17 protein-coding genes are annotated in these 17,658 nt (G+C 70.2%); 7 read left to right on the forward strand and 10 right to left on the reverse strand.

Going from position 1 to position 17,658, the window contains the following annotated elements:
- Positions 1–274: 274 nt before the first annotated feature.
- Entirely contained in the window at positions 275–1,120 is an 846-nt protein-coding gene (locus AB0B98_RS27210; protein ID WP_357366316.1) for a hypothetical protein, read from the reverse strand.
- Positions 1,121–1,157: 37 nt separating this feature from the next.
- The gene (locus AB0B98_RS27215) at positions 1,158–3,002 is read right to left on the reverse strand and encodes a phosphoenolpyruvate carboxykinase (GTP) (RefSeq protein ID WP_238666712.1); all 1,845 of its coding nucleotides are present in this window, start codon (positions 3,000–3,002) and stop codon (positions 1,158–1,160) included.
- Positions 3,003–3,429: 427 nt separating this feature from the next.
- On the opposite strand from AB0B98_RS27215, the gene AB0B98_RS27220 reads away from it, so the two are divergent.
- From AB0B98_RS27220 to AB0B98_RS27230, 3 genes are all read left to right on the forward strand, one after another.
- Positions 3,430–3,978, forward strand: coding sequence for a GtrA family protein (locus AB0B98_RS27220; protein ID WP_238666713.1), 549 nt, complete (start codon positions 3,430–3,432; stop codon positions 3,976–3,978).
- Positions 3,979–4,041: 63 nt separating this feature from the next.
- Positions 4,042–4,749, forward strand: coding sequence for a GtrA family protein (locus tag AB0B98_RS27225; RefSeq protein WP_238666762.1), 708 nt, complete (start codon positions 4,042–4,044; stop codon positions 4,747–4,749).
- Positions 4,746–5,447, forward strand: a complete 702-nt coding sequence (locus tag AB0B98_RS27230) for a MaoC/PaaZ C-terminal domain-containing protein (RefSeq protein WP_357366318.1) — start codon at positions 4,746–4,748, stop codon at positions 5,445–5,447. The genes AB0B98_RS27225 and AB0B98_RS27230 overlap by 4 nt, the downstream gene beginning before the upstream one ends.
- A gap of 43 nt (positions 5,448–5,490) precedes the next feature.
- Here AB0B98_RS27230 and AB0B98_RS27235 read toward each other — a convergent pair whose 3' ends face one another.
- Together AB0B98_RS27235 and AB0B98_RS27240 are read right to left on the reverse strand one after the other, a co-directional pair.
- The gene (locus AB0B98_RS27235; RefSeq protein WP_357366320.1) at positions 5,491–6,063 is read right to left on the reverse strand and encodes a PH domain-containing protein; all 573 of its coding nucleotides are present in this window, start codon (positions 6,061–6,063) and stop codon (positions 5,491–5,493) included.
- Between the two features lie 191 nt (positions 6,064–6,254).
- A complete protein-coding gene (locus AB0B98_RS27240; RefSeq protein WP_357366321.1) occupies positions 6,255–7,130 on the reverse strand; it encodes a biotin--[acetyl-CoA-carboxylase] ligase in 876 nt (291 codons plus the stop codon).
- A gap of 84 nt (positions 7,131–7,214) precedes the next feature.
- On the opposite strand from AB0B98_RS27240, the gene AB0B98_RS27245 reads away from it, so the two are divergent.
- On the forward strand, positions 7,215–8,798 hold the full coding sequence (locus AB0B98_RS27245) for an acyl-CoA carboxylase subunit beta (RefSeq protein WP_357366322.1): 1,584 nt from the start codon (positions 7,215–7,217) through the stop codon (positions 8,796–8,798).
- 80 nt (positions 8,799–8,878) lie between these two features.
- On the opposite strand, the gene AB0B98_RS27250 is transcribed toward AB0B98_RS27245, so the two are convergent.
- The 4 genes from AB0B98_RS27250 to AB0B98_RS27265 form a co-directional block, all read right to left on the reverse strand.
- Positions 8,879–9,739 carry a hypothetical protein gene (locus tag AB0B98_RS27250; RefSeq protein WP_357366324.1) on the reverse strand — a complete coding sequence of 287 codons (861 nt, stop codon included), beginning with the start codon at positions 9,737–9,739 and terminating at the stop codon, positions 8,879–8,881.
- Positions 9,732–10,232 carry a SigE family RNA polymerase sigma factor gene (locus AB0B98_RS27255; RefSeq protein WP_357366325.1) on the reverse strand — a complete coding sequence of 167 codons (501 nt, stop codon included), beginning with the start codon at positions 10,230–10,232 and terminating at the stop codon, positions 9,732–9,734. Before AB0B98_RS27255 ends, AB0B98_RS27250 begins: the two co-directional genes overlap by 8 nt.
- A 61-nt stretch (positions 10,233–10,293) precedes the next feature.
- Entirely contained in the window at positions 10,294–11,277 is a 984-nt protein-coding gene (locus AB0B98_RS27260; RefSeq protein WP_357366327.1) for a 2-dehydropantoate 2-reductase N-terminal domain-containing protein, read from the reverse strand.
- Between the two features lie 168 nt (positions 11,278–11,445).
- A complete protein-coding gene (locus tag AB0B98_RS27265) occupies positions 11,446–12,177 on the reverse strand; it encodes a M50 family metallopeptidase (protein WP_357366328.1) in 732 nt (243 codons plus the stop codon).
- A 171-nt stretch (positions 12,178–12,348) separates the two neighbouring features.
- Between AB0B98_RS27265 and AB0B98_RS27270 the strand changes: the two genes are divergently transcribed.
- Positions 12,349–13,101 carry a GH25 family lysozyme gene (locus AB0B98_RS27270; RefSeq protein WP_357366329.1) on the forward strand — a complete coding sequence of 251 codons (753 nt, stop codon included), beginning with the start codon at positions 12,349–12,351 and terminating at the stop codon, positions 13,099–13,101.
- A gap of 82 nt (positions 13,102–13,183) precedes the next feature.
- Here the strand turns inward: AB0B98_RS27270 and AB0B98_RS27275 are convergent, their stop codons facing one another.
- Positions 13,184–13,417 carry a hypothetical protein gene (locus AB0B98_RS27275; protein ID WP_357366331.1) on the reverse strand — a complete coding sequence of 78 codons (234 nt, stop codon included), beginning with the start codon at positions 13,415–13,417 and terminating at the stop codon, positions 13,184–13,186.
- Positions 13,418–13,503: 86 nt separating this feature from the next.
- Entirely contained in the window at positions 13,504–15,546 is a 2,043-nt protein-coding gene (locus AB0B98_RS27280) for a protein kinase (RefSeq protein ID WP_357366334.1), read from the reverse strand.
- Between the two features lie 90 nt (positions 15,547–15,636).
- Between AB0B98_RS27280 and AB0B98_RS27285 the strand changes: the two genes are divergently transcribed.
- Together AB0B98_RS27285 and AB0B98_RS27290 are read left to right on the forward strand one after the other, a co-directional pair.
- Positions 15,637–15,831 (forward strand): acyl-CoA carboxylase subunit epsilon, encoded by a 195-nt coding sequence (locus AB0B98_RS27285; RefSeq protein ID WP_357366336.1) that lies wholly within the window; start codon positions 15,637–15,639, stop codon positions 15,829–15,831.
- A gap of 92 nt (positions 15,832–15,923) precedes the next feature.
- On the forward strand, positions 15,924–16,382 hold the full coding sequence (locus tag AB0B98_RS27290; RefSeq protein WP_357366337.1) for a hypothetical protein: 459 nt from the start codon (positions 15,924–15,926) through the stop codon (positions 16,380–16,382).
- Positions 16,383–17,658 lie beyond the last annotated feature (1,276 nt).

The raw sequence follows: 17,658 nt of genomic DNA on the forward strand, positions 1-17,658 counted from the left end.
CGCGCGCCTCCCGTCAGCCCGACGTGGCGCGACATGGTCCCGCGCCGACGACAACCACCCACGCCGCACCGGCGCCGACCGTGGTGACCGCCGCCATCCCCATCCTCCCCCACCCACCCCTCGGGTACCGCTCGCCGTGCCCGGCGTTGCCGCCGCCCATCGCCACGCGATCTTGCAGTTTGTGTCGACGTCCCGCGAGGAATGCACCTTTTGTCGCCACACTAAGTGCAAGATCGACGGCGCGGGGGTCGGGGGTCGGGGGGCGGGGTTGGGATCAGGCTGGGGTGCGGGTGGCTCGGTGTAGGCCGTAGAGGGTGAGGGCGGCGGCGGCCAGCAGGGGGGCGCCGTCGCGGATCAGGCCGTCCACGCCCAGCAGCCACCAGCACAACGGCAGATCCACAGCGAGTACGGCCACCGTGACGACGACCAGCAGGCCCCGTGCCCAGTCCTTGCCCCGCATCAGGAACGCGGTGCAGAACAGCACCGCGTAGCTGGCCGTGATGCCCGCGCCGAACCAGAACAGCACGGCCGGCACCGCGGTCAGTCGACCATCCAGGATGGAACCCCCGGCCACCAGTGCCGGCACCAGCATCAGCGGGCTGTAGGTGAAGGCCGCCACCCTGCTGGTCAACAACCAGGCACTGGCCTGTGGTCGGCGGGGAGGGGTCTCCCGCCAGGAGATGCCGTCCCGATCGATGACGAGGCGTGGACGGTGCCGGACCAGGTGCCCGGCCAACGCCGACGAGCGGTAGAGCAACCAGACCACCGCGACACAGAGCGCCGTGAGAATGGCGAAGCCGAGCAGGCCGGGCAGCGGCGGCACCCCCTGCCGGGGCACGATGAGCCGGCCGACCGCGAAGATCGTGGTGACCGCGAGGATCAGACCGAACGGGCGGGCCACCGTACGACCCCGTCGCACGTGCCCGATCAGCAGCAGGAAGCCGAACGAGCGCAGCATGGCCCAGCCGGTCCGTACGGCCAGCCCGAATCCCTGCTCCGGGGCGTACCACCAGTTGAGCAGCTCGACCACGACGGTGGCCGCCGCAGTCGTCGCCAGCAGGGTGGTGAGCACCCGGACGGCGGACGGCCGCCGGACCTGGGTCTCGGCGGCCGTCCTCATGAAATCCGATGGTGCCCGCGAACTGCCTCGTTCACACCTACCGCTGTGGCTGTGTGGCGTCCAGGCGGGCGCGCAGCGCGTCCAACTCGGCCCAGAGCACGCCGGGCAGCTTGTCACCGAACTTCTCGAACCACTCGGTGATCATCGGCAGCTCGTTACGCCACTCGTCCGGGTCGACCTTCAACGCGATCCGAACATCCTCAGGGGTCATGTCCAGGCCCTCGACGTCCAGGGCGTCCGGCGCGGGGACCATGCCGACCGGCGTCTCGACAGCGGCGGCAGTGCCCTCGATCCGCTCGACGACCCACTTGAGCACCCGGGAGTTCTCCCCGAAGCCCGGCCAGAGGAACGAGCCGTCCGGGTCCTTGCGGAACCAGTTGACGTAGTAGATCTTCGGCAGCTTCGCCTCGTCGCCGTCGGCGCCCTTGCCCATCTCGATCCAATGCCGGAAGTAGTCCCCGGCGTGGTAGCCGATGAACGGCAGCATCGCCATCGGGTCCCGCCGGACCACGCCGACGGCGCCGGACGCGGCGGCGGTGGTCTCCGAGGAGAGCGTCGCGCCCATGTAGACGCCGTGCACCCAGTCGCGGGCCTCGGTCACCAGCGGGACGGTGTCCTTGCGGCGTCCGCCGAAGAGGATCGCGTCGATCGGCACGCCGTTCGGGTCGAAGTACTCGTCGGCGAGGATCGGGCACTGGGTGATCGGGGTGCAGAACCGGCTGTTCGCGTGGGAGGACAGGCTGTCGCTCTCCGGCGTCCAGTCGTTGCCCTTCCAGTCGATCAGGTGTGCCGGCGGCTCGCCCATGCCCTCCCACCAGACGTCGCCGTCGTCGGTCAGGCCGACGTTGGTGAAGACGGAGTTGCCCCGGTCCAGTGTGCGCATGGCGTTGGCGTTGGTCTTCCAGTCGGTGCCGGGCGCGACGCCGAACAGGCCGTACTCCGGGTTGACCGCGTAGAGGCGGCCGTCCGGGCCGAACCGCATCCAGGCGATGTCGTCGCCGATGGTCTCGACCTTCCAACCCGGGATGGTCGGCTCGACCATTGCCAGGTTGGTCTTGCCGCAGGCAGACGGGAACGCGCCGGCGATGTGGTAGGTCTTGCCCTCCGGCGAAGTGATCTTGAGGATCAGCATGTGCTCGGCGAGCCAGCCCTCGTCCCGGCCCATCACGCTGGCGATCCGCAGCGAGTAGCACTTCTTGCCGAGCAGCGAGTTGCCGCCGTAACCCGAGCCGTACGACCAGATCTCCCGGCTCTCCGGGAAGTGCGAGATGTACTTGGTGTCGTTGCACGGCCAGGCGACATCCTGCTGACCGGGGGCGAGCGGGGCGCCGATCGAGTGCAGCGCGTGCACGAAGTCCGCGTCGTCGCCCATGGCCTCGAGGACGCGGGTGCCCATCCGCGTCATGATGCGCATCGAGGCGACCACGTACGGGCTGTCGGTGATCTCGACACCGAACATCGGGGACTCGGCCTCGACCGGCCCCATGACGAACGGGATGACGTACATGGTGCGACCGCGCATGGAACCCCGGTACAGGTCCGTCATCGTCCGCTTCATCTCGGCCGGCGCCATCCAGTTGTTGGTGGGGCCGGCGTCCGCCTCGTCGACGGAACAGATGTAGGTGCGCTCCTCGACCCGGGCGACGTCCGTCGGGTCGGTGCGCGCGTAGAACGAGTTGGGCTTCTTCTCGGGGTTGAGCCGGATCAGGGTGCCGGCCTCTACCAGCTCATCGGTGAGGCGGCGCCACTCCTCGTCGGACCCGTCCACCCAGACGACACGGTCGGGGGTGGTCAGTTCCGCGACCTCACGGACCCAGGCGAGCAGTTTCGGATGGGACGTCGGGGCCTGATCGATACCCCGCACAACAGCCGGAGCAACCATGACACATCTCCTTGTGGTCGACGCTGACCGATCTATGGGATGCACGAGACTCAGCGGCGCGATGCGTCGCCTTCGTGGAAACCTGGGATTGGCCTCAGCGTAAACCGGGCAGCCTTCCGAGTCAGTGGGACAGGTTGTGAAGAACTGCACAAGCTACGGCCTCGCTGCGGCATCACGAGCTGATACCCGCTTTCCCGCGCAGTTTCACGCAAATCTTGTTGTGCACCCCGGCGGACGCTTGTTGCGGTCGGGCCGTGGACCTGCCCCGCCGACCGATGCGGTGATTCCCGTTCCGCAGCGGCTCAGTCCTCCCAATTGGCTACGCTCTGTGCAGTCATCACGTACGCGGCGCTGGGCCCCTCCGGGAGGCCACGCCCGCTTGCCGTTGCTGCCCCTCTGACTGGCCGGCAGCCGGTAGGCTCCCTCCGTGGCCGCCACGATGACCGGGGAACAACCGGGTCCCCGGCAGACCCGACGGGGTCTCGTCGGCTTACTCCTCGACCGCTTCGGTCACCTCATCCGCGAGATGGGCAAGTTCGCCACTGTTGGTGGTTTCGCCTTCCTCGTCGACTTCGCGCTCTTCAACTACCTGACGAGCAAGCACGGCGTCGAAGAGCTGACGGCGAAGACGATCTCCACAGTGATCGCGGCCTCCGTCGCCTTCGTTGGCAACCGGTTCTGGACCTGGCGGCACCGCCAGCGCAACAACGCGGCTCGCGAGTACGCGCTCTTCTTCTTCTTCAACGCTGTCGGTCTCGGCATCACGGTGGCGTGCCTCGCGCTCAGCCGCTACGGGCTCGGAGCCATCTGGCCGGCGGTGTTCCAGACCCGCCTGGCGGACAATCTCGCCAGCTACATCGTCGGCACGGGGTTCGCCACGCTGTTTCGATTCTGGTCGTACCGGCGGTTCGTCTTCGTCGAAGCGGGAACCCCGACCCTTCCGCAGGTGAATCCCGATCGAGACCACGGGGCGTGACCTGCCGCCCACCTCGTTCGGCCGGTGATCGCCGGCCGCACCGACTGCCCTAAGGTGTTTCGCATGCGTCTTGTCCGCCTGCTGCCTGAGCGCTGGCAGAAGTTCATCCACGAGGCGCTCAAGTTCGGCATCGTCGGCGGCATCAACACCGTCATCAATTACGCGGTGTTCAATGCCCTTGCACTGACCGTTTTCGTCAATGGTCAGTTGAAGGCGACAGTGATCGCGACGATCGTCGCCACCATCACGTCGTACCTCATGAATCGGCACTGGACGTACCGCGATCGCCCGAAATCGGCGCTTCGCAGGGAATATCTCCTTTTCTTCCTGTTCAACGGCGCTGGCCTGCTCATTGAACTGGGGGCCGTGGCGGCGGCCAAGTACGGACTCGGCGTACACGGTCTGCTGGCGCTGAATCTGGCCAAGACCGTCGGCGTCCTGCTGGCCACGCTGTTCCGGTTCTGGTCCTACCGCACCTTCGTCTTCCAACCCGTCGCACCGGCCGAGGACGAGGCGGCGAAGCCCGACTCCACCTGGCACGACATTCCGCGCGACGAATGGGACACCATGGCGGAGATGGACCCGGTCGCCGAGTTGGCGGAATCGGTGTCCGAGCTGGAGGAGGCGGAGTCCGCGCAACGCCTCGACCCGCCGGCCGGCGCACCGGCTCAGGGCCGGCCCCCGCGGCTGAGCGTCAGCCCCGCCGTCGACCTGGACGCGGAACTCGCCGCGGAGCTGCACGTCAGCACCCGCCGCGCGCCCCGCCGGTGACGACCCCCGACGCCCGCTCCGGCACGGGGCGGCCGGCCGAGCTGTTCTTCGAGGATCTCGTCCCGGGGCTCACCGTCGACCTCGGCGTGGTCACCGTGGACGCCGACGAGATGGTCGCCTTCGCCCGCCGCTTCGACCCGCAGTGGTACCACGTCGACCCGGACCTGGCCGCCGCGAGCCGGCACGGTGGTCTGATCGCCAGCGGCTTCTACACCGTCAGCCTGTTCATGCGCGCGTACGTCGACCACCTGCTGTCCCGGGCCGCCGCGGACGCGTCCCCCGGCCTGGAGGAGCTGCGTTGGCTCGCCCCGGTGCGGGCCGGCGACCGGCTCGCGGTCCGGGTCGACGTGATGGGCGCCCGGCCGTCGACCGCCCGGCCCGGGCTCGGCACCGTGAGCCTCACCGGCACCATGCTGCGCCTCGGCCCGGACGACCGGCCCGAGCAGGAGGTGCTGCGGACCCGCTTCCGCGGCTGGTTCGCCGTGCGACCGGTCGAGGCCGACCCCGCCGAGACCGAAGCCGCCGAAGCCGCCGAAACCGACGCTGACCAGCCAGATGCGGACCGGCCCGGGATTGACCAGCGCGGGGTTGACCAGCCCGACAGCGGCCCTATCGCAGCGGATCCGTCCACCGTCGGGACCTCCGACGGCGACGCGACGGAGAGCGGCGGCTCTCCCCAGGCCCAACGACCCGACTGACCCGCCCCGACCGTACGGCAGGGGCGGGTCACAACCGTCCGGTTCAGGTAGTGGTGTCGCGCAGCGGCTTGCCGTCCTGCATGTCGGCGAGCATGTCGCGCATCTCGTCATCGCCGAGCGAGTGCTTGTCGTGCTGTGCCTCCACCAGCTCGTACAGGGTGGTCTGCACCTTTCCGACGTCCGGCACGTCGGCGAGCACCGACTGGCCGCGCTCACCTGCCGACTCGATGGTGAGCGTCCCGCAGCCGAGCAGGCGCTCGACGAAACGCTGGTTCATCGAGTGGTCGTTGACCCGGGCGAGCGGGAGGTCCCGCCGGTCCCGGGAGAACACACCCTGCTGAAGCAGGACTCGCTCGTTCGTGAACAGGTAGTGGGTGGTGCGCCAGACCAGGAACGGCCACAGGCCGAGCCAGAGCACCGCGACCAGGGCGATCGCCCCGATCACGGCCAGCGCTATCGAACCGCCGCCGCTCTCGGGCAACAGGAGCACGCCGACCACCACCGCGGCGATGGCCAGCACCAGCACCGCGATCGGCCGGATCAACGCCTTCCAGTGCGGATGCAGGTGCAGCACGACGTGCTCGTCCTCGGTGAGCACGTCTTCAGGAAACGCCACGGGAACCTCCAACGCGATTTTCTAGACGCGCAGACGGTAAACCCCCCAGGCCCCACCACAACATCCGCCGCGCGGGCCCGTCCCCACCTGCCCGCGATCTTGCACTTTCGGTCGTCGTTACGCGGCTTTCACCCCGATCCACCTCGACAGAAACCGCAAGATCGCCGGGGTGGAGGTGGGGCGGGGCGGGGTTAGCGGAGGTGGAGGACGTCGCCGGCGGCCAGGGTTCGGGCGCCGGTTGACGTGGTGACCATCAGTTGGCCGTCCGAGTCCACTCCGGTGGCGGTGCCGGTCAGGGAATCGCCGTCGGGGAGCAGAACGCGTACCTCGCGGCCGATCGTCGCGCAGGCCGCCAGGTAGGCGTCGCGCAGGCCGCTGGCCACCGCGTCGCCGCCCGCCGAACGCCAACGGTCGTACCAGTCGGCGACCGCCCGCAGCAGCGCCCGCAGCAGCGGATCCCGATCGGTGGCCACCGCGCCGGCCAGCTGGAGCGAGGTGGCCGGCAGCCCGGTCGGATTCACCGGCAGCTCGTCGGCGCGCAACGTCACGTTGAGCCCGATGCCCAGCACGATCGCCGGCGGTTGGTCCGGCGCCCGTCCGGGCACCGCCTCGGCCAGCACGCCCGCGCACTTCGCGTCGTCGATCAGCAGGTCGTTCGGCCACTTGAGGGTGGCTTCCAGCTCGGCCAGCCGGGCCACCGCCTCGACCAGCGCGACGCCGGCCAGCAACGGCAGCCACCCGTACCCGGTGGGTGCCGCCGGCAGCCAGCCGCGATCCGGCACTGCCTCGCCGGGCCGCAGCAGGACGCTCGTCGCGATGCCGGCCCGCGCCGGCGACTGCCAGACCCGACCGCGCCGGCCGCGCCCCTCGGTCTGCCGCTCGGCGACCACGACCAGGCCCTCGGGCTCGTCGGACCGGGCGGCCTCGGCCACGTCGGCGTTCGTGGAGCCGGTCTCGGCACGCAGCTCCAGCCGGGCCCACGGCCCGTTCGGTGCGGTCAACGCGCGGCGCAGCCGGGCCGCCGACAGCGGCGGACGGTCCAGATTCGTGTACGGGGAGCCCGACATTCCGCCAGCCTACGGCGGTGCTCCGGTCGACACTGAGGCGTACTGCACAGCGGCACCCACCTGAACCATCGTTATATTCCCTGGGTGACTACCGAGACCGGGACCAACATGCACAGCACCGCGGGCAAGCTGGCGGACCTGGAGCGCCGGGTCGACGAGGCGGTGCACGCCGGGTCGGCCCGCGCCGTGGAGAAGCAGCACGCGCGCGGCAAGAAGACCGCCCGGGAGCGGATCGAGATGCTGCTCGACGAGGGCTCCTTCGTCGAACTCGACGAGCTGGCCCGGCACCGGTCCACTGCCTTCGGGCTGGAGCGGAACCGCCCGTACGGCGACGGTGTGGTCACCGGCTACGGCACGGTGGACGGCCGGCAGGTGTGCGTCTTCGCGCAGGACTTCACGGTCTTCGGTGGCTCGCTCGGCGAGGTCTTCGGCGAGAAGATCGTCAAGGTGATGGACCTGGCCATGAAGATCGGCTGCCCGGTGGTCGGCATCAACGACTCCGGCGGCGCGCGCATCCAGGAGGGTGTCGTCTCCCTCGGCCTCTACGGCGAGATCTTCTTCCGCAACGTGCGGGCCTCCGGCGTCATCCCGCAGATCTCGCTGGTGATGGGCCCCTGTGCCGGCGGTGCCGTCTACTCCCCGGCGGTCACCGACTTCACAGTGATGGTCGACCAGACCTCGCACATGTTCATCACCGGCCCCGACGTGATCAAGACGGTGACGGGCGAGGACGTCGGCATGGAGGAGCTGGGCGGCGCCCGTACGCACAACTCCCGCAGCGGCAACGCGCACTACCTCGCCAGTGACGAGGAGGACGCTGTCGACTACGTCAAGGCGCTGCTGTCGTACCTGCCGTCGAACAACCTCGACGAGCCGGTCGTCGTCGACGCCCCCGCTTCGCTTGAGGTCACCGACGAGGACCGGGAGCTGGACACACTGATCCCGGACTCGGCCAACCAGCCGTACGACATCCACACGGTCATCGAGCACGTCGTCGACGACGGGGAGTTCCTGGAGGTCCAGCCGCTCTACGCGCAGAACATCGTGGTCGGCTACGGCCGGGTCGAGGGGCGACCTGTCGGTGTGGTGGCCAACCAGCCGATGCACTTCGCCGGCACCCTGGACATCGCCGCCTCGGAGAAGGCCGCCCGGTTCGTTCGCACCTGCGACGCGTTCAACATCCCGGTGCTGACCTTCGTGGACGTGCCCGGCTTCCTGCCCGGCACGGGTCAGGAGTGGGACGGCATCATCCGCCGGGGCGCGAAGCTCATCTACGCGTACGCCGAGGCGACCGTCCCCAAGGTCACCGTGATCACCCGCAAGGCGTACGGCGGGGCGTACGACGTGATGGGCTCCAAGCACCTCGGCGCGGACCTGAACTTCGCCTGGCCGACAGCGCAGATCGCCGTGATGGGCGCGCAGGGCGCTGTGAACATCCTCTACCGCTCCGAGCTGGCCGGGGCCGAGGACCCGGCGGCGGTCCGGGCCGAGAAGATCGCCGAGTACGAGGACACTCTTGCCAACCCGTACGTGGCCGCCGAGCGCGGGTACATCGATTCGGTGATCGCTCCGCACGAGACGCGCACCCAGATCGTCCGGGCGCTGCGCGTCCTGCGGACCAAGCGGGAAACCCTGCCGCCCAAGAAGCACGGCAACATCCCGCTCTGAGGCTGGTCGATCCGCGCAACTTCACGAGAAGCTAACTCCGGGCGCGGGCAACAACCCGAGGTTGCGCGGATCGACAGTGGTCAGCAGGCTGGGTTGGCGGCGACGCACATCCGGCGGGCGGCGACCCCCGCCAATCGGGGCAGGTCCACCTCGTCGCCCGTCTGCCTCAGAGTGAGCACGGTGATCAGGTCGCCCACGCGGACCACGGCGGTGGTGGTCGGCCGAGGTGGCGCGGCGATGGGCTTGCCCGTCTTCCGGTCGACGGGCTGCGAACCGGTGTGCCGCAGCAGCGCAGCCCCGTCACCGGCGAAGTCCCGCTGGGTCACCGCCCAGCGGTGCGTCGCCGACGCGGTGCCTGTTGCGCCCTGCGCCTTGTATTCGCCGATGCTGGTCCATTCGGCGCACGGTGCGACCAGGTCGTCCATGGTGGCGAGAAGCTGGATGGCCGCGTCCGGAGGCAGCCGGTAGAGATCCTGCGTGACCAGACCATCGGACTGGGTGAGGACCGCCGCAGCGCGCTTCGGCACCAGGGTCTGCGAACGGGACAGGATCGAATGCAGCCAGCCATTCGATCGCCCCTGACTCGTCCGGCACGCGGCGAGCATGTGATCCAGCAGGACCGGCTCGCCCAGGCCCGACTGGCTGAGCTGCACGTCGACCTGCTGCGGCAGGTCAGCCGGTTGCAACAGGGCCTCGGTGGCGATCTCGTGGCGGGTCGGCGCGGCGGAGGGCGCGGCGGCCGGATGAACCGGCGGCGCAGACTTCCTCGGGGCGGCGACCGCCACCGCGGAAACCCCGGCGAGGGCCAGCACGACGGTGGCCACCACGATCTTGCGCTGGCCGCGGCGGCGGGCGCGGGTGCGGATCTCCTCCGGGCCGAGCCACCGCACGTCCCCCAGGTCCCGCTGGATCTGTTCGACGAACGTCGGGTCGTCACGCATCGGTTGTCTCCTCCAGATCAGAGACGGCGAGCAGGCCGGCGAGCGCGGTACGCCCCCGGGAGAGACGGGCCTTGACGGTGCCCACCGGGGCCGCGGTCTCCCGCGCGACCTCGGCGACCGGCATGCCTACCAGGTAGTACAGGGCGATGGCGATGCGTTGCTCCTCGGGCAGTCGACGCAGGGCGGCGACCACGGCGACCGTGTCGGTGCCCGGCCCGGGAACGGTCTCGGTGGCCCCGTGTCGCAGGTAGGCGCGGGCGCGGCTACGCAGGCTGCGCCACCGGCTCACGGCGATCCGGCTGGCCACCACCCGCACCCACGCCTCCGGGTCGTCGTACGCGCTGATTGTCGACCAGCGCTGCCACGCCCGGACGTACGCCTCCTGCACGGCGTCCTGCGCCTCACCCCGATCGCCGGTTAGGGCGTAGACGAACCCGAGGAGCCGTTGCCGACTCCCCCGGTAGAACTCGTCGAACCCGTCGACGTCCGGCACCCGCTACCTCCCCGTGTCGGTCGCTGGGAACACGCACCGGCAAGGGCCGTTGGTTGCCCGGTCAGGCGATCGACTTTTCCAGCTCGCTGAGCGGGAACGCGCCGGCCCCGATCCGCTCCCGGACCGCCCGGCGTACGGCCCGCTGCACGGCGACGTTGACCGGCGTCGGTACGCCGTGCAACCGGCCGAGCAGCGCGATCTCCCCGTTGAGGTGGTCGACCTCGGTCGAGCCGGTGCCCCGGGCCAGACTTTGCCAGGTGGAGCCACCGGAACGGGCCTCGCCGTCGACAGGGCGCTGCCCGACCAGATCGCCGCGTTCGGCCTTCTCCTCCTCCGGCGAGGTGTGCGCGATGCCGGCGGCGGCGAGCGCGGCGACGCCCTCGGCGCGTACCCGCTCGACCAGCGTGTCCGGGATGTCCCGGCCGAGCAACGCCTGGAGGCCGTTACCGAGGTTGCTGAGCAGCTTGCCGTACTTCCAGCGCAGCACGTCGGCGCGGACCGGGGCGACGAAGCCGGCGGCGGTCAGGTCCGCGGCGATCCCCCGGTCGGTGTCGTCGACGCCCCCGGGGTACCGCCCGATGTGGAGCATCCCGGGATGCGGGTACCCGTTGGCGACCACCACGCCCGGGTCCAGGTGGGTGGCCGGCAGCCAGACGCAGACCGGGTGCACGTCGGCGAAGAGGCGCAGCGCGGCCCGCTCGTTGGCCACCCCGTTCTGCGCGGTCACCAGCGGCAGACGTTCGCCCGCCGTGCCGCCGCCGACCACCGGCGCGTCCACCCAGGCAGCCAACGCGCCAGCCGTGTCCTGCGACTTCACGGTGAGGATCAGCACTGTGTCCGCCGGCAACGGCTGGTCACTGGGCCGGTCCACCGCGGCGAGCCGGGCGGTGACCTCACCGTCGGGCTGCCGCAATGTCAGACCCCGCGCGCGGATCGCGTCCAGGTGGGCGCCCCGGGCCACCACTGTCACGTCCCGGTCGGCCAGGGCCAGCCGTACGCCGATGGTCCCGCCGACCGCACCCGCCCCGATAATCACGTATCGCATGCCCAAATCCTCCCCTCCCCACCCTGCCCCACCCACGCCCCACGCCCCACGCCCCCCGCCCACGCCCCCCGCCGTCGATCATGGAGTTGTGGTGCCCGAATGAGGACTGATCGCGGTTTTTGTGGCCCACCACAACTCCATGATCGACCCGGGCGGCGGGCGGGACTGTCAGGGGTTGGGAAGGAACGGGCCGGCGAGCAGGAGCGCGCCGGCGAGCAGGGCCGCCAGGTTGACCAGGGCGAAGACACTCACCCAGAAGAACGCCGGGAACGGGGTGAGGCCGGCGAGTTGGTCGGCGTCCGAGGCGGGCATCCGGCCCCGCGAACGCAGCCGTTGCAGCTCGACCACCGGCCGCACCCCACCGAGCAGCAAAAACCACACCCCGGTGTACGCGAAAGCGGCCTGGACCTGCGGCGTCGCGTACCACGAGACGGCGAACACCAGCGCGCCGGTGACCAGCAGCGACACCACGCCGAAGACGTTGCGGATCATGACGAGCATGGCCAGCAGCAGCGCCACGGCCACCCAGAGCAGCAGGGTGATCCGGTTGCCGCCGAGAAGCCAGGCGCCGGCCAGCCCGACCAGCGGCGGCGCGACGTATCCGGCGAGCAGGGTGAGAATCATGCCCGGTCCGGTGGGACGGCCGGCGGAGAGCGTCAGCCCGGACGTGTCCGAGTGCAACCGGATGCCGCGCAACTTGCGGCCGGTGAGCAGGGCGACCAGGGCGTGCCCGCCCTCGTGCGCGATGGTGATGGCGTTACGGGCGATCCGCCACGGCAGCCGGGTGGAGACCAGCACCAGTGCTACGGCCCCGGTGATCAGCACCAGTAGCGCTGGCGGGTCCGGCTGCGCGCCGAACAGCGTGTCCCACAGGTCGCCCAGACCGTCGATCGACATCATGGGGCGCGAGCCTACCGGCGGCGTTCCGTGTCGCTCCCGAGGCACCGGCTCGCACATCGGCCAGCGGGGCGACTGACGCGCGCCGATGAAGCTTTCTTCAGTCGCACTTGTGATCTAGGGCACTTATCTCCAAAGATGGATGTCGATAGAGCGACGTCCTTGGAGGAACTCATGGCCCGTACCTCATCAACGCTGCGCCGCGTGCTCGCGGCCGGCCTCACCGTCCTCGCCACCGCGGCGGCGGCCCTGGTAGCGACCGCCGGACCGGCGGCCGCAGCCACCACACCCGGTGTCGACGTGTCCCGCTACCAGGGCAGCATCAACTGGACCAGTGTCCGCAACGCGGGCATCCAGTTCGCCTTCATCAAGGCGACCGAGGGCACCAGCTACAAGGACCCGAACTTCAACGCCAACTACGTCAACGCGTACAACGCCGGGGTGATCCGCGGGGCGTACCACTTCGCCCGCCCGAACATCTCCGCCGGCTCCACCCAGGCCAACTACCTGGCCTCCAACGGCGGGGCCTGGTCCGCCGACAGCCGCACCCTGCCGGCCGCGCTGGACATCGAGGGCAACCCGTACGCCGGCGGCTACTGCTACGGGCTCAGCACCACCGGGATGCGCAACTGGGTGCAGGACTTCCTGAACACCTACCGCTCCCGCACCGGCCGGTACGCGGTCATCTACACCACCACGAGCTGGTGGAACCAGTGCACCGGCAGCTGGACCGGCCCGTGGGCCAACCACCCGCTCTGGCTGGCCCGCTGGTCGAGCACCCCTGGCGCCCTGCCGGCCGGCGCGTCGGTGTGGAGCTTCTGGCAGTACACCAGCACCGGCGCGGTCTCCGGGATCAGCGGCAACGTGGACCGCAACTACTGGAACGGTGACCGGAGCCGCCTGATCGCGTTGGCCAACAACACCTGACCGGGCCGTTGGCGGCAGCGGGATCGACTGTCACCACACGGTCGACAATCGGTCCGGCTGCCGCCACACCACCGGGTACGGGTCAGGCCCGCCGCCGGCTCATCGCCGGCACCATCACCGGAGCGTCCTCGCGGGCGACCGCGTCCCGCCGGCTGAGCCGGCGGACGCCCACCGCACCAACGGCGATGGCGACGACGCCGAACAGCGCGACGAGTACTGGAAGCCCAACGCTGATCAGCAGCAGTGCCACATCGCCGAGTGCGACGAGCATCCACAGTGCCAGCCGGGGCCGGGCGTTCCTGTATCGGTAACCCATGTCGCACCTCCCTCCGTCGTTGGAGATCAGATACCCCGAACGACGCAAGAACATGCGAGAGAGGTTCGCGAAGGTGCGGAACGCGGTCAGTTGACCCGGTCGGGCTTGAAGCCCTTGACGATCTGGTCGAAGTTGGCGAGGTTGGCCTGCCAGTCCTTCTCCGCGATCTCCCACCGGATGGCGTAGCCCCGGTTGCTGGCGGTTACGAAGCCCCGGTTGCGCACGTGGATCCGGGTGTTGTCCCGGGTCTCCAACCACTCCCAGTCGGCGCAGGTCCGATACCAGTCGCAGGCCTTGATGCTGCCCACCAACTGGTAGTTGCTGACCAGATTCCGACGGTACGGTTCCTTATCCTTCCAGTCGGCGACCGCGTCCTTCAGCGGGCTGGGGGTCCACTGGACCAGCATCTTGCCGGGCCCGCCGGACTGGTTGAAGACGACCGTGTCCGAGCTGGTCTGACGGCCGCTCCAGCCGGGTGGGAGCGGGATGGAGAAGGTCGGCCCCTCGTGCAGCTTCCAGCCCGCGGGCAGCGCGTTCGGGTCGATCGACGGCGTGGCCGAGGGCGACGCACTCGGTGCGCCAGTGGTGGGCGGAGGCGCCGCAGGAGCCGAGGACTGCGCCGGCGCCGACGTCGCGGCCGCACCGGTCGTCGGGCCGGTCTGCGGGGTCTCGTTGTCGTCACCCTTGGTGAGCATCGGCACGATCACCACGAGGCCGATCAGCAGCAGGGCCACAAGCGCCCCGATCAGCACGTTGCGTCGGGTGTTGTTCGGCTTCGTGCCATCCGAGGGCGGCACCGGCGCTCGGCCGGCCGGGCTCAGCGGCGGCATCAGCGACGTCGGCGTGGTCGGCTTGCGCTGCTCCGGAGCCACTGGCGGACCGTCGACAACAGTCGGCTCGTCGTCGACGTTCGTCGTACCGTCGCCGCTCGTGTCGGGCGCGCCGCTCGTGTCGGGCGCTGCCGCGACCTTCGCGGTCGGCTCGGCCTCGGTCGGGTCGGCCTCGGACGGACTGTCGATCGTGGCGGTCGGCTCGGCCGGCGCCGCCGCGTTCGACTCGCCCGACACCAGCGCGGTCGGGTCGGCGGCCGCACCGGAGGAAACGACGGCCGTCGGCGTGGCATCGGCGGCTGGGGTCGCGGCGGCAGCAGAGGTGGCAGCTGAGGTGGTCGCGGCCGCCGGTGGCGGCGACACCGGCCGGTCGACACTCTCGGCCGGTCGCGGGGCCGGCACCACCGGCAGGCGCGGCTCGCGCGGACCGTTCGGCCCGGGCCGGCGTACGCCATCGAGCAGTGAGATCCCGCGCGACCGCTTGCCCCCGGCGCGACGCAGCAAGCGCTCCGCCACCTCGGCGGTGATCCGCTCGTTCGGGTCCTTGCGCAGCAGCCCGTTGAGCACGGCCTTGAGCGGACCGGCGTTCTTCGGCGGCGGAATCGGCTCGGTGGCCAACGCGGCCAGGGTGCCGATCGCCGACGGCCGGGCGTACGGCGACTTGCCCTCGACCGCCGCGTACAGCGTCGCGCCCAGCGACCACAGGTCGGCCTCCGGCCCGGCGGTGCCGTCCCGAGCGCGCTCCGGGGAGATGTACGCCGGCGAGCCGAGCACCATGCCGGTGCGGGTCACGTTGGGGTCGCCGGGGATGGTGGCGAGACCGAAATCGGTCAGCACCACCCGACCGTCGTCGCCGAGCAGCACGTTGCCGGGCTTCACGTCGCGGTGCATGACACCCGCCTTGTGCGCGGCGCTGAGCGCACCCAGCACGCCCAGGCCGATCTCCACAGTGCGGGCCACCGACACCGGGCCGTCCTCGGCGAGAGTGTCCTGCAACGACCTCGACGCCACGTACTCCATGACGATCCACGGATCGCCGTCGGTGCGCAGCACGTCGAAGATGCGGACGACGTTGGCGTGGTTGAGCCGGGCGATGGCCCGCGCCTCCCGCAGCGAGCGCTCGCGCATCTCGCGGCGCTCCTCGTCGGTGAGGCCGGGCGGCGGCACCAACTCCTTGATGGCGACGTCCCGGTGCAGCACCTCGTCGCGCGCCTTCCACACCCGGCCCATGCCGCCCTGGCCGAGCGGCGACAGGAGCCGGTATCGGTCAGCGACGAGTTGGGGAAGCGCGTTCGACATCGGTGAGACGGTACCCGGACCCGCTGACGCTCACACCGCCGGCACGCCACTGTGCGGTCCCCGTAACTTTCGGCCGCGTACCCTGGCGGCATGTCTGCCGAAGAGCCGCTGTTCCGGGTCGTCCGCGGCGTGCCCACCGCCGAGGAGTTGGCCGCTCTGGTGGGGGCGATCATCGTCCGAACCCGACCGGCCGCCACCCCCGCGCCGGTGACCGCGTCCGCCTGGGCGCGCAGCAGTCGACCGGGCCACTCCCGCGGCTGGCGCGCCGCCGGCCTGCCCCGCTGACCCGACACCCACCACGTACGGGGGCTGTCAGGGTGGCGTTGAGCCGTTAACCTCACTCAGGGAAACGGTGCCGCTACGGGTAGGGAGGATCCATGATCCCCGAAGAGGACCGGCCAGCACCCTGGCTACGCGGTTACGGCGGCATCGAAGCCGACATCAGCCAGCTCAGAGAGTTCGCCGACCGGCTCGCCGCCGAGGTCGAGAGCAACTACGCGCCGCACCTGTCGTACATCGCCGAAGACATGTCAGCGAAGGTGCCCAACCCCTGCGACGCCTTCATCGAGCTGGTCACCTTCCTGCACGCGCACCACGAGACGCAGCAGGCCACCGCCGACATGGTGTACGCCGTCCGAGGCGCCACCGGCCACCTGGCCGCCGCCGCCGACCAGGTCGCCACCCACTACGCCGACAGCGACGCCTTCACCGCCGCCCGAGTGGTGGACGTGCAACGAGCCCTCGCCAACCCTTTGAACATGCTGCCCGGCGGCCCCACGTCGATGCTGACCGACCCGACCGGTCCCGACGCCAAAGGACCGGTGGTGTTGCCGTGATCGAACGGGGCACCGGCCGCACCTCCGGCCTCACCGACTGGCACCTCATGGACGTCAACAGCATGTGGGCCTGCCTCCAGGACCACGACACCACCAACCACTGGAAACAGGTCGCCGGCTGGCGCAAGGTCTGCGACCTGGCACAAACCCACCTCGGCCGCCTCCAGCAGTACCGACGCGGACTCGCCGAGGCATGGCCCCCCGAGACCAGCGCCGCCTCCCGCACGTACCTCGCCGAACTCGACGCACTCATCGACAAGGTGCAGCGCACCCACGACGCCGCCGCCGCGAACTACACCGCACTCTCCGCCGCAACCCAGGCCATCGGCACCACCCGCGCTGCACTCCGCAAGATCCACGAGGAGTACGCGACCAAGTTCCAGCAGAAGCAGGCGTACGAGTCGATGGTCGCCGACCCGAAAGCGGTGATGGGCAACCGGACTACCACGCCGCCTGTTGCTGACGGGGAACTGGAACGGCTCAACGTCCAGGCCCGATCCATGATGTTCAGCCTGAGCGGCGAGCTCCAGCAAGCCCAAGCCACCCTCCAAAAACCACCCGTCACGCCCAGGAACGTGCGGCAGCCGGACGACCCCGATGTGTATGGCGGTTATCTAGCACCGGCTATTCCCCCGATAGTTCCAGCGCCGTTGCCTACCTCCACCACTCACCCTCGTGGCGCAAGTGCTCAGCGGGTGATTTCCACCGCCGCCGCGACGTCGGGGATCGGTCCAGTCCTCGGGGGTGCGGCCGCAGGAGTCTCCTCGGCACCCGCTGGGACGACGCCGCCAACCGTTCAAGCGCCGGGAGTGGGAGGCCCATCAGCTGCCATCGGCCCTGGCATTACGCCAAGGATGCCTGCTGCTTCCATTGGCTCGCCTCCCACGCGAACATCCCAACCTGGGAGCCTGTCAAAACCTGTCGGCGGGGTCTCCGAGGGAAGCACCGCACACCCCGCAACGCCCACCCGCCCGGTCCCTTCCGCCGGAGGATTAATCGGCGGCGTCCCAGGACCAGCCCCAGGCCATCCGGTCAACAACTCTGGCGCCCCTAGGAGGGTCAATCCGGTAGGCGGGGTCATCGGCGGCGGCGGCGCTGGGACAGCGCCCACCGGTTCGGCTGGAAGTCGGCCGGGCGGGGGACGTGGTCTCAATGGGAGTGCGAACGGTTTCCCGATTGGCGGTGCACCCGGTCTGCCTGGAACAGGAGGCCGTCCAAAGCTTGGGGCAGAGAGCGAGGAGAGCTCCCGCTACTGGGACCCGGATAACCCTTGGGA

It is taken from the genome of Micromonospora sp. NPDC048947, from assembly GCF_040649495.1.
GTDB lineage: Bacteria > Actinomycetota > Actinomycetes > Mycobacteriales > Micromonosporaceae > Micromonospora > Micromonospora alfalfae.

Excerpts from the sequence above, each read along its gene's own strand:
- AB0B98_RS27240 (WP_357366321.1), bottom strand. The coding sequence starts at position 7,130 with ATGTCGGGCTCCCCGTACACGAATCTGGACCGTCCGCCGCTGTCGGCG.
- AB0B98_RS27215 (WP_238666712.1), bottom strand. The coding sequence starts at position 3,002 with ATGGTTGCTCCGGCTGTTGTGCGGGGTATCGATCAGGCCCCGACGTCC.
- AB0B98_RS27250 (WP_357366324.1), bottom strand. The coding sequence starts at position 9,739 with ATGCGTGACGACCCGACGTTCGTCGAACAGATCCAGCGGGACCTGGGG.
- AB0B98_RS27275 (WP_357366331.1), bottom strand. The coding sequence starts at position 13,417 with ATGGGTTACCGATACAGGAACGCCCGGCCCCGGCTGGCACTGTGGATG.
- AB0B98_RS27225 (WP_238666762.1), top strand. The coding sequence starts at position 4,042 with ATGCGTCTTGTCCGCCTGCTGCCTGAGCGCTGGCAGAAGTTCATCCAC.
- AB0B98_RS27280 (WP_357366334.1), bottom strand. The coding sequence starts at position 15,546 with ATGTCGAACGCGCTTCCCCAACTCGTCGCTGACCGATACCGGCTCCTG.
- AB0B98_RS27260 (WP_357366327.1), bottom strand. The coding sequence starts at position 11,277 with ATGCGATACGTGATTATCGGGGCGGGTGCGGTCGGCGGGACCATCGGC.
- AB0B98_RS27290 (WP_357366337.1), top strand. The coding sequence starts at position 15,924 with ATGATCCCCGAAGAGGACCGGCCAGCACCCTGGCTACGCGGTTACGGC.
- AB0B98_RS27210 (WP_357366316.1), bottom strand. The coding sequence starts at position 1,120 with ATGAGGACGGCCGCCGAGACCCAGGTCCGGCGGCCGTCCGCCGTCCGG.
- AB0B98_RS27265 (WP_357366328.1), bottom strand. The coding sequence starts at position 12,177 with ATGATGTCGATCGACGGTCTGGGCGACCTGTGGGACACGCTGTTCGGC.
- AB0B98_RS27285 (WP_357366336.1), top strand. The coding sequence starts at position 15,637 with ATGTCTGCCGAAGAGCCGCTGTTCCGGGTCGTCCGCGGCGTGCCCACC.
- AB0B98_RS27270 (WP_357366329.1), top strand. The coding sequence starts at position 12,349 with ATGGCCCGTACCTCATCAACGCTGCGCCGCGTGCTCGCGGCCGGCCTC.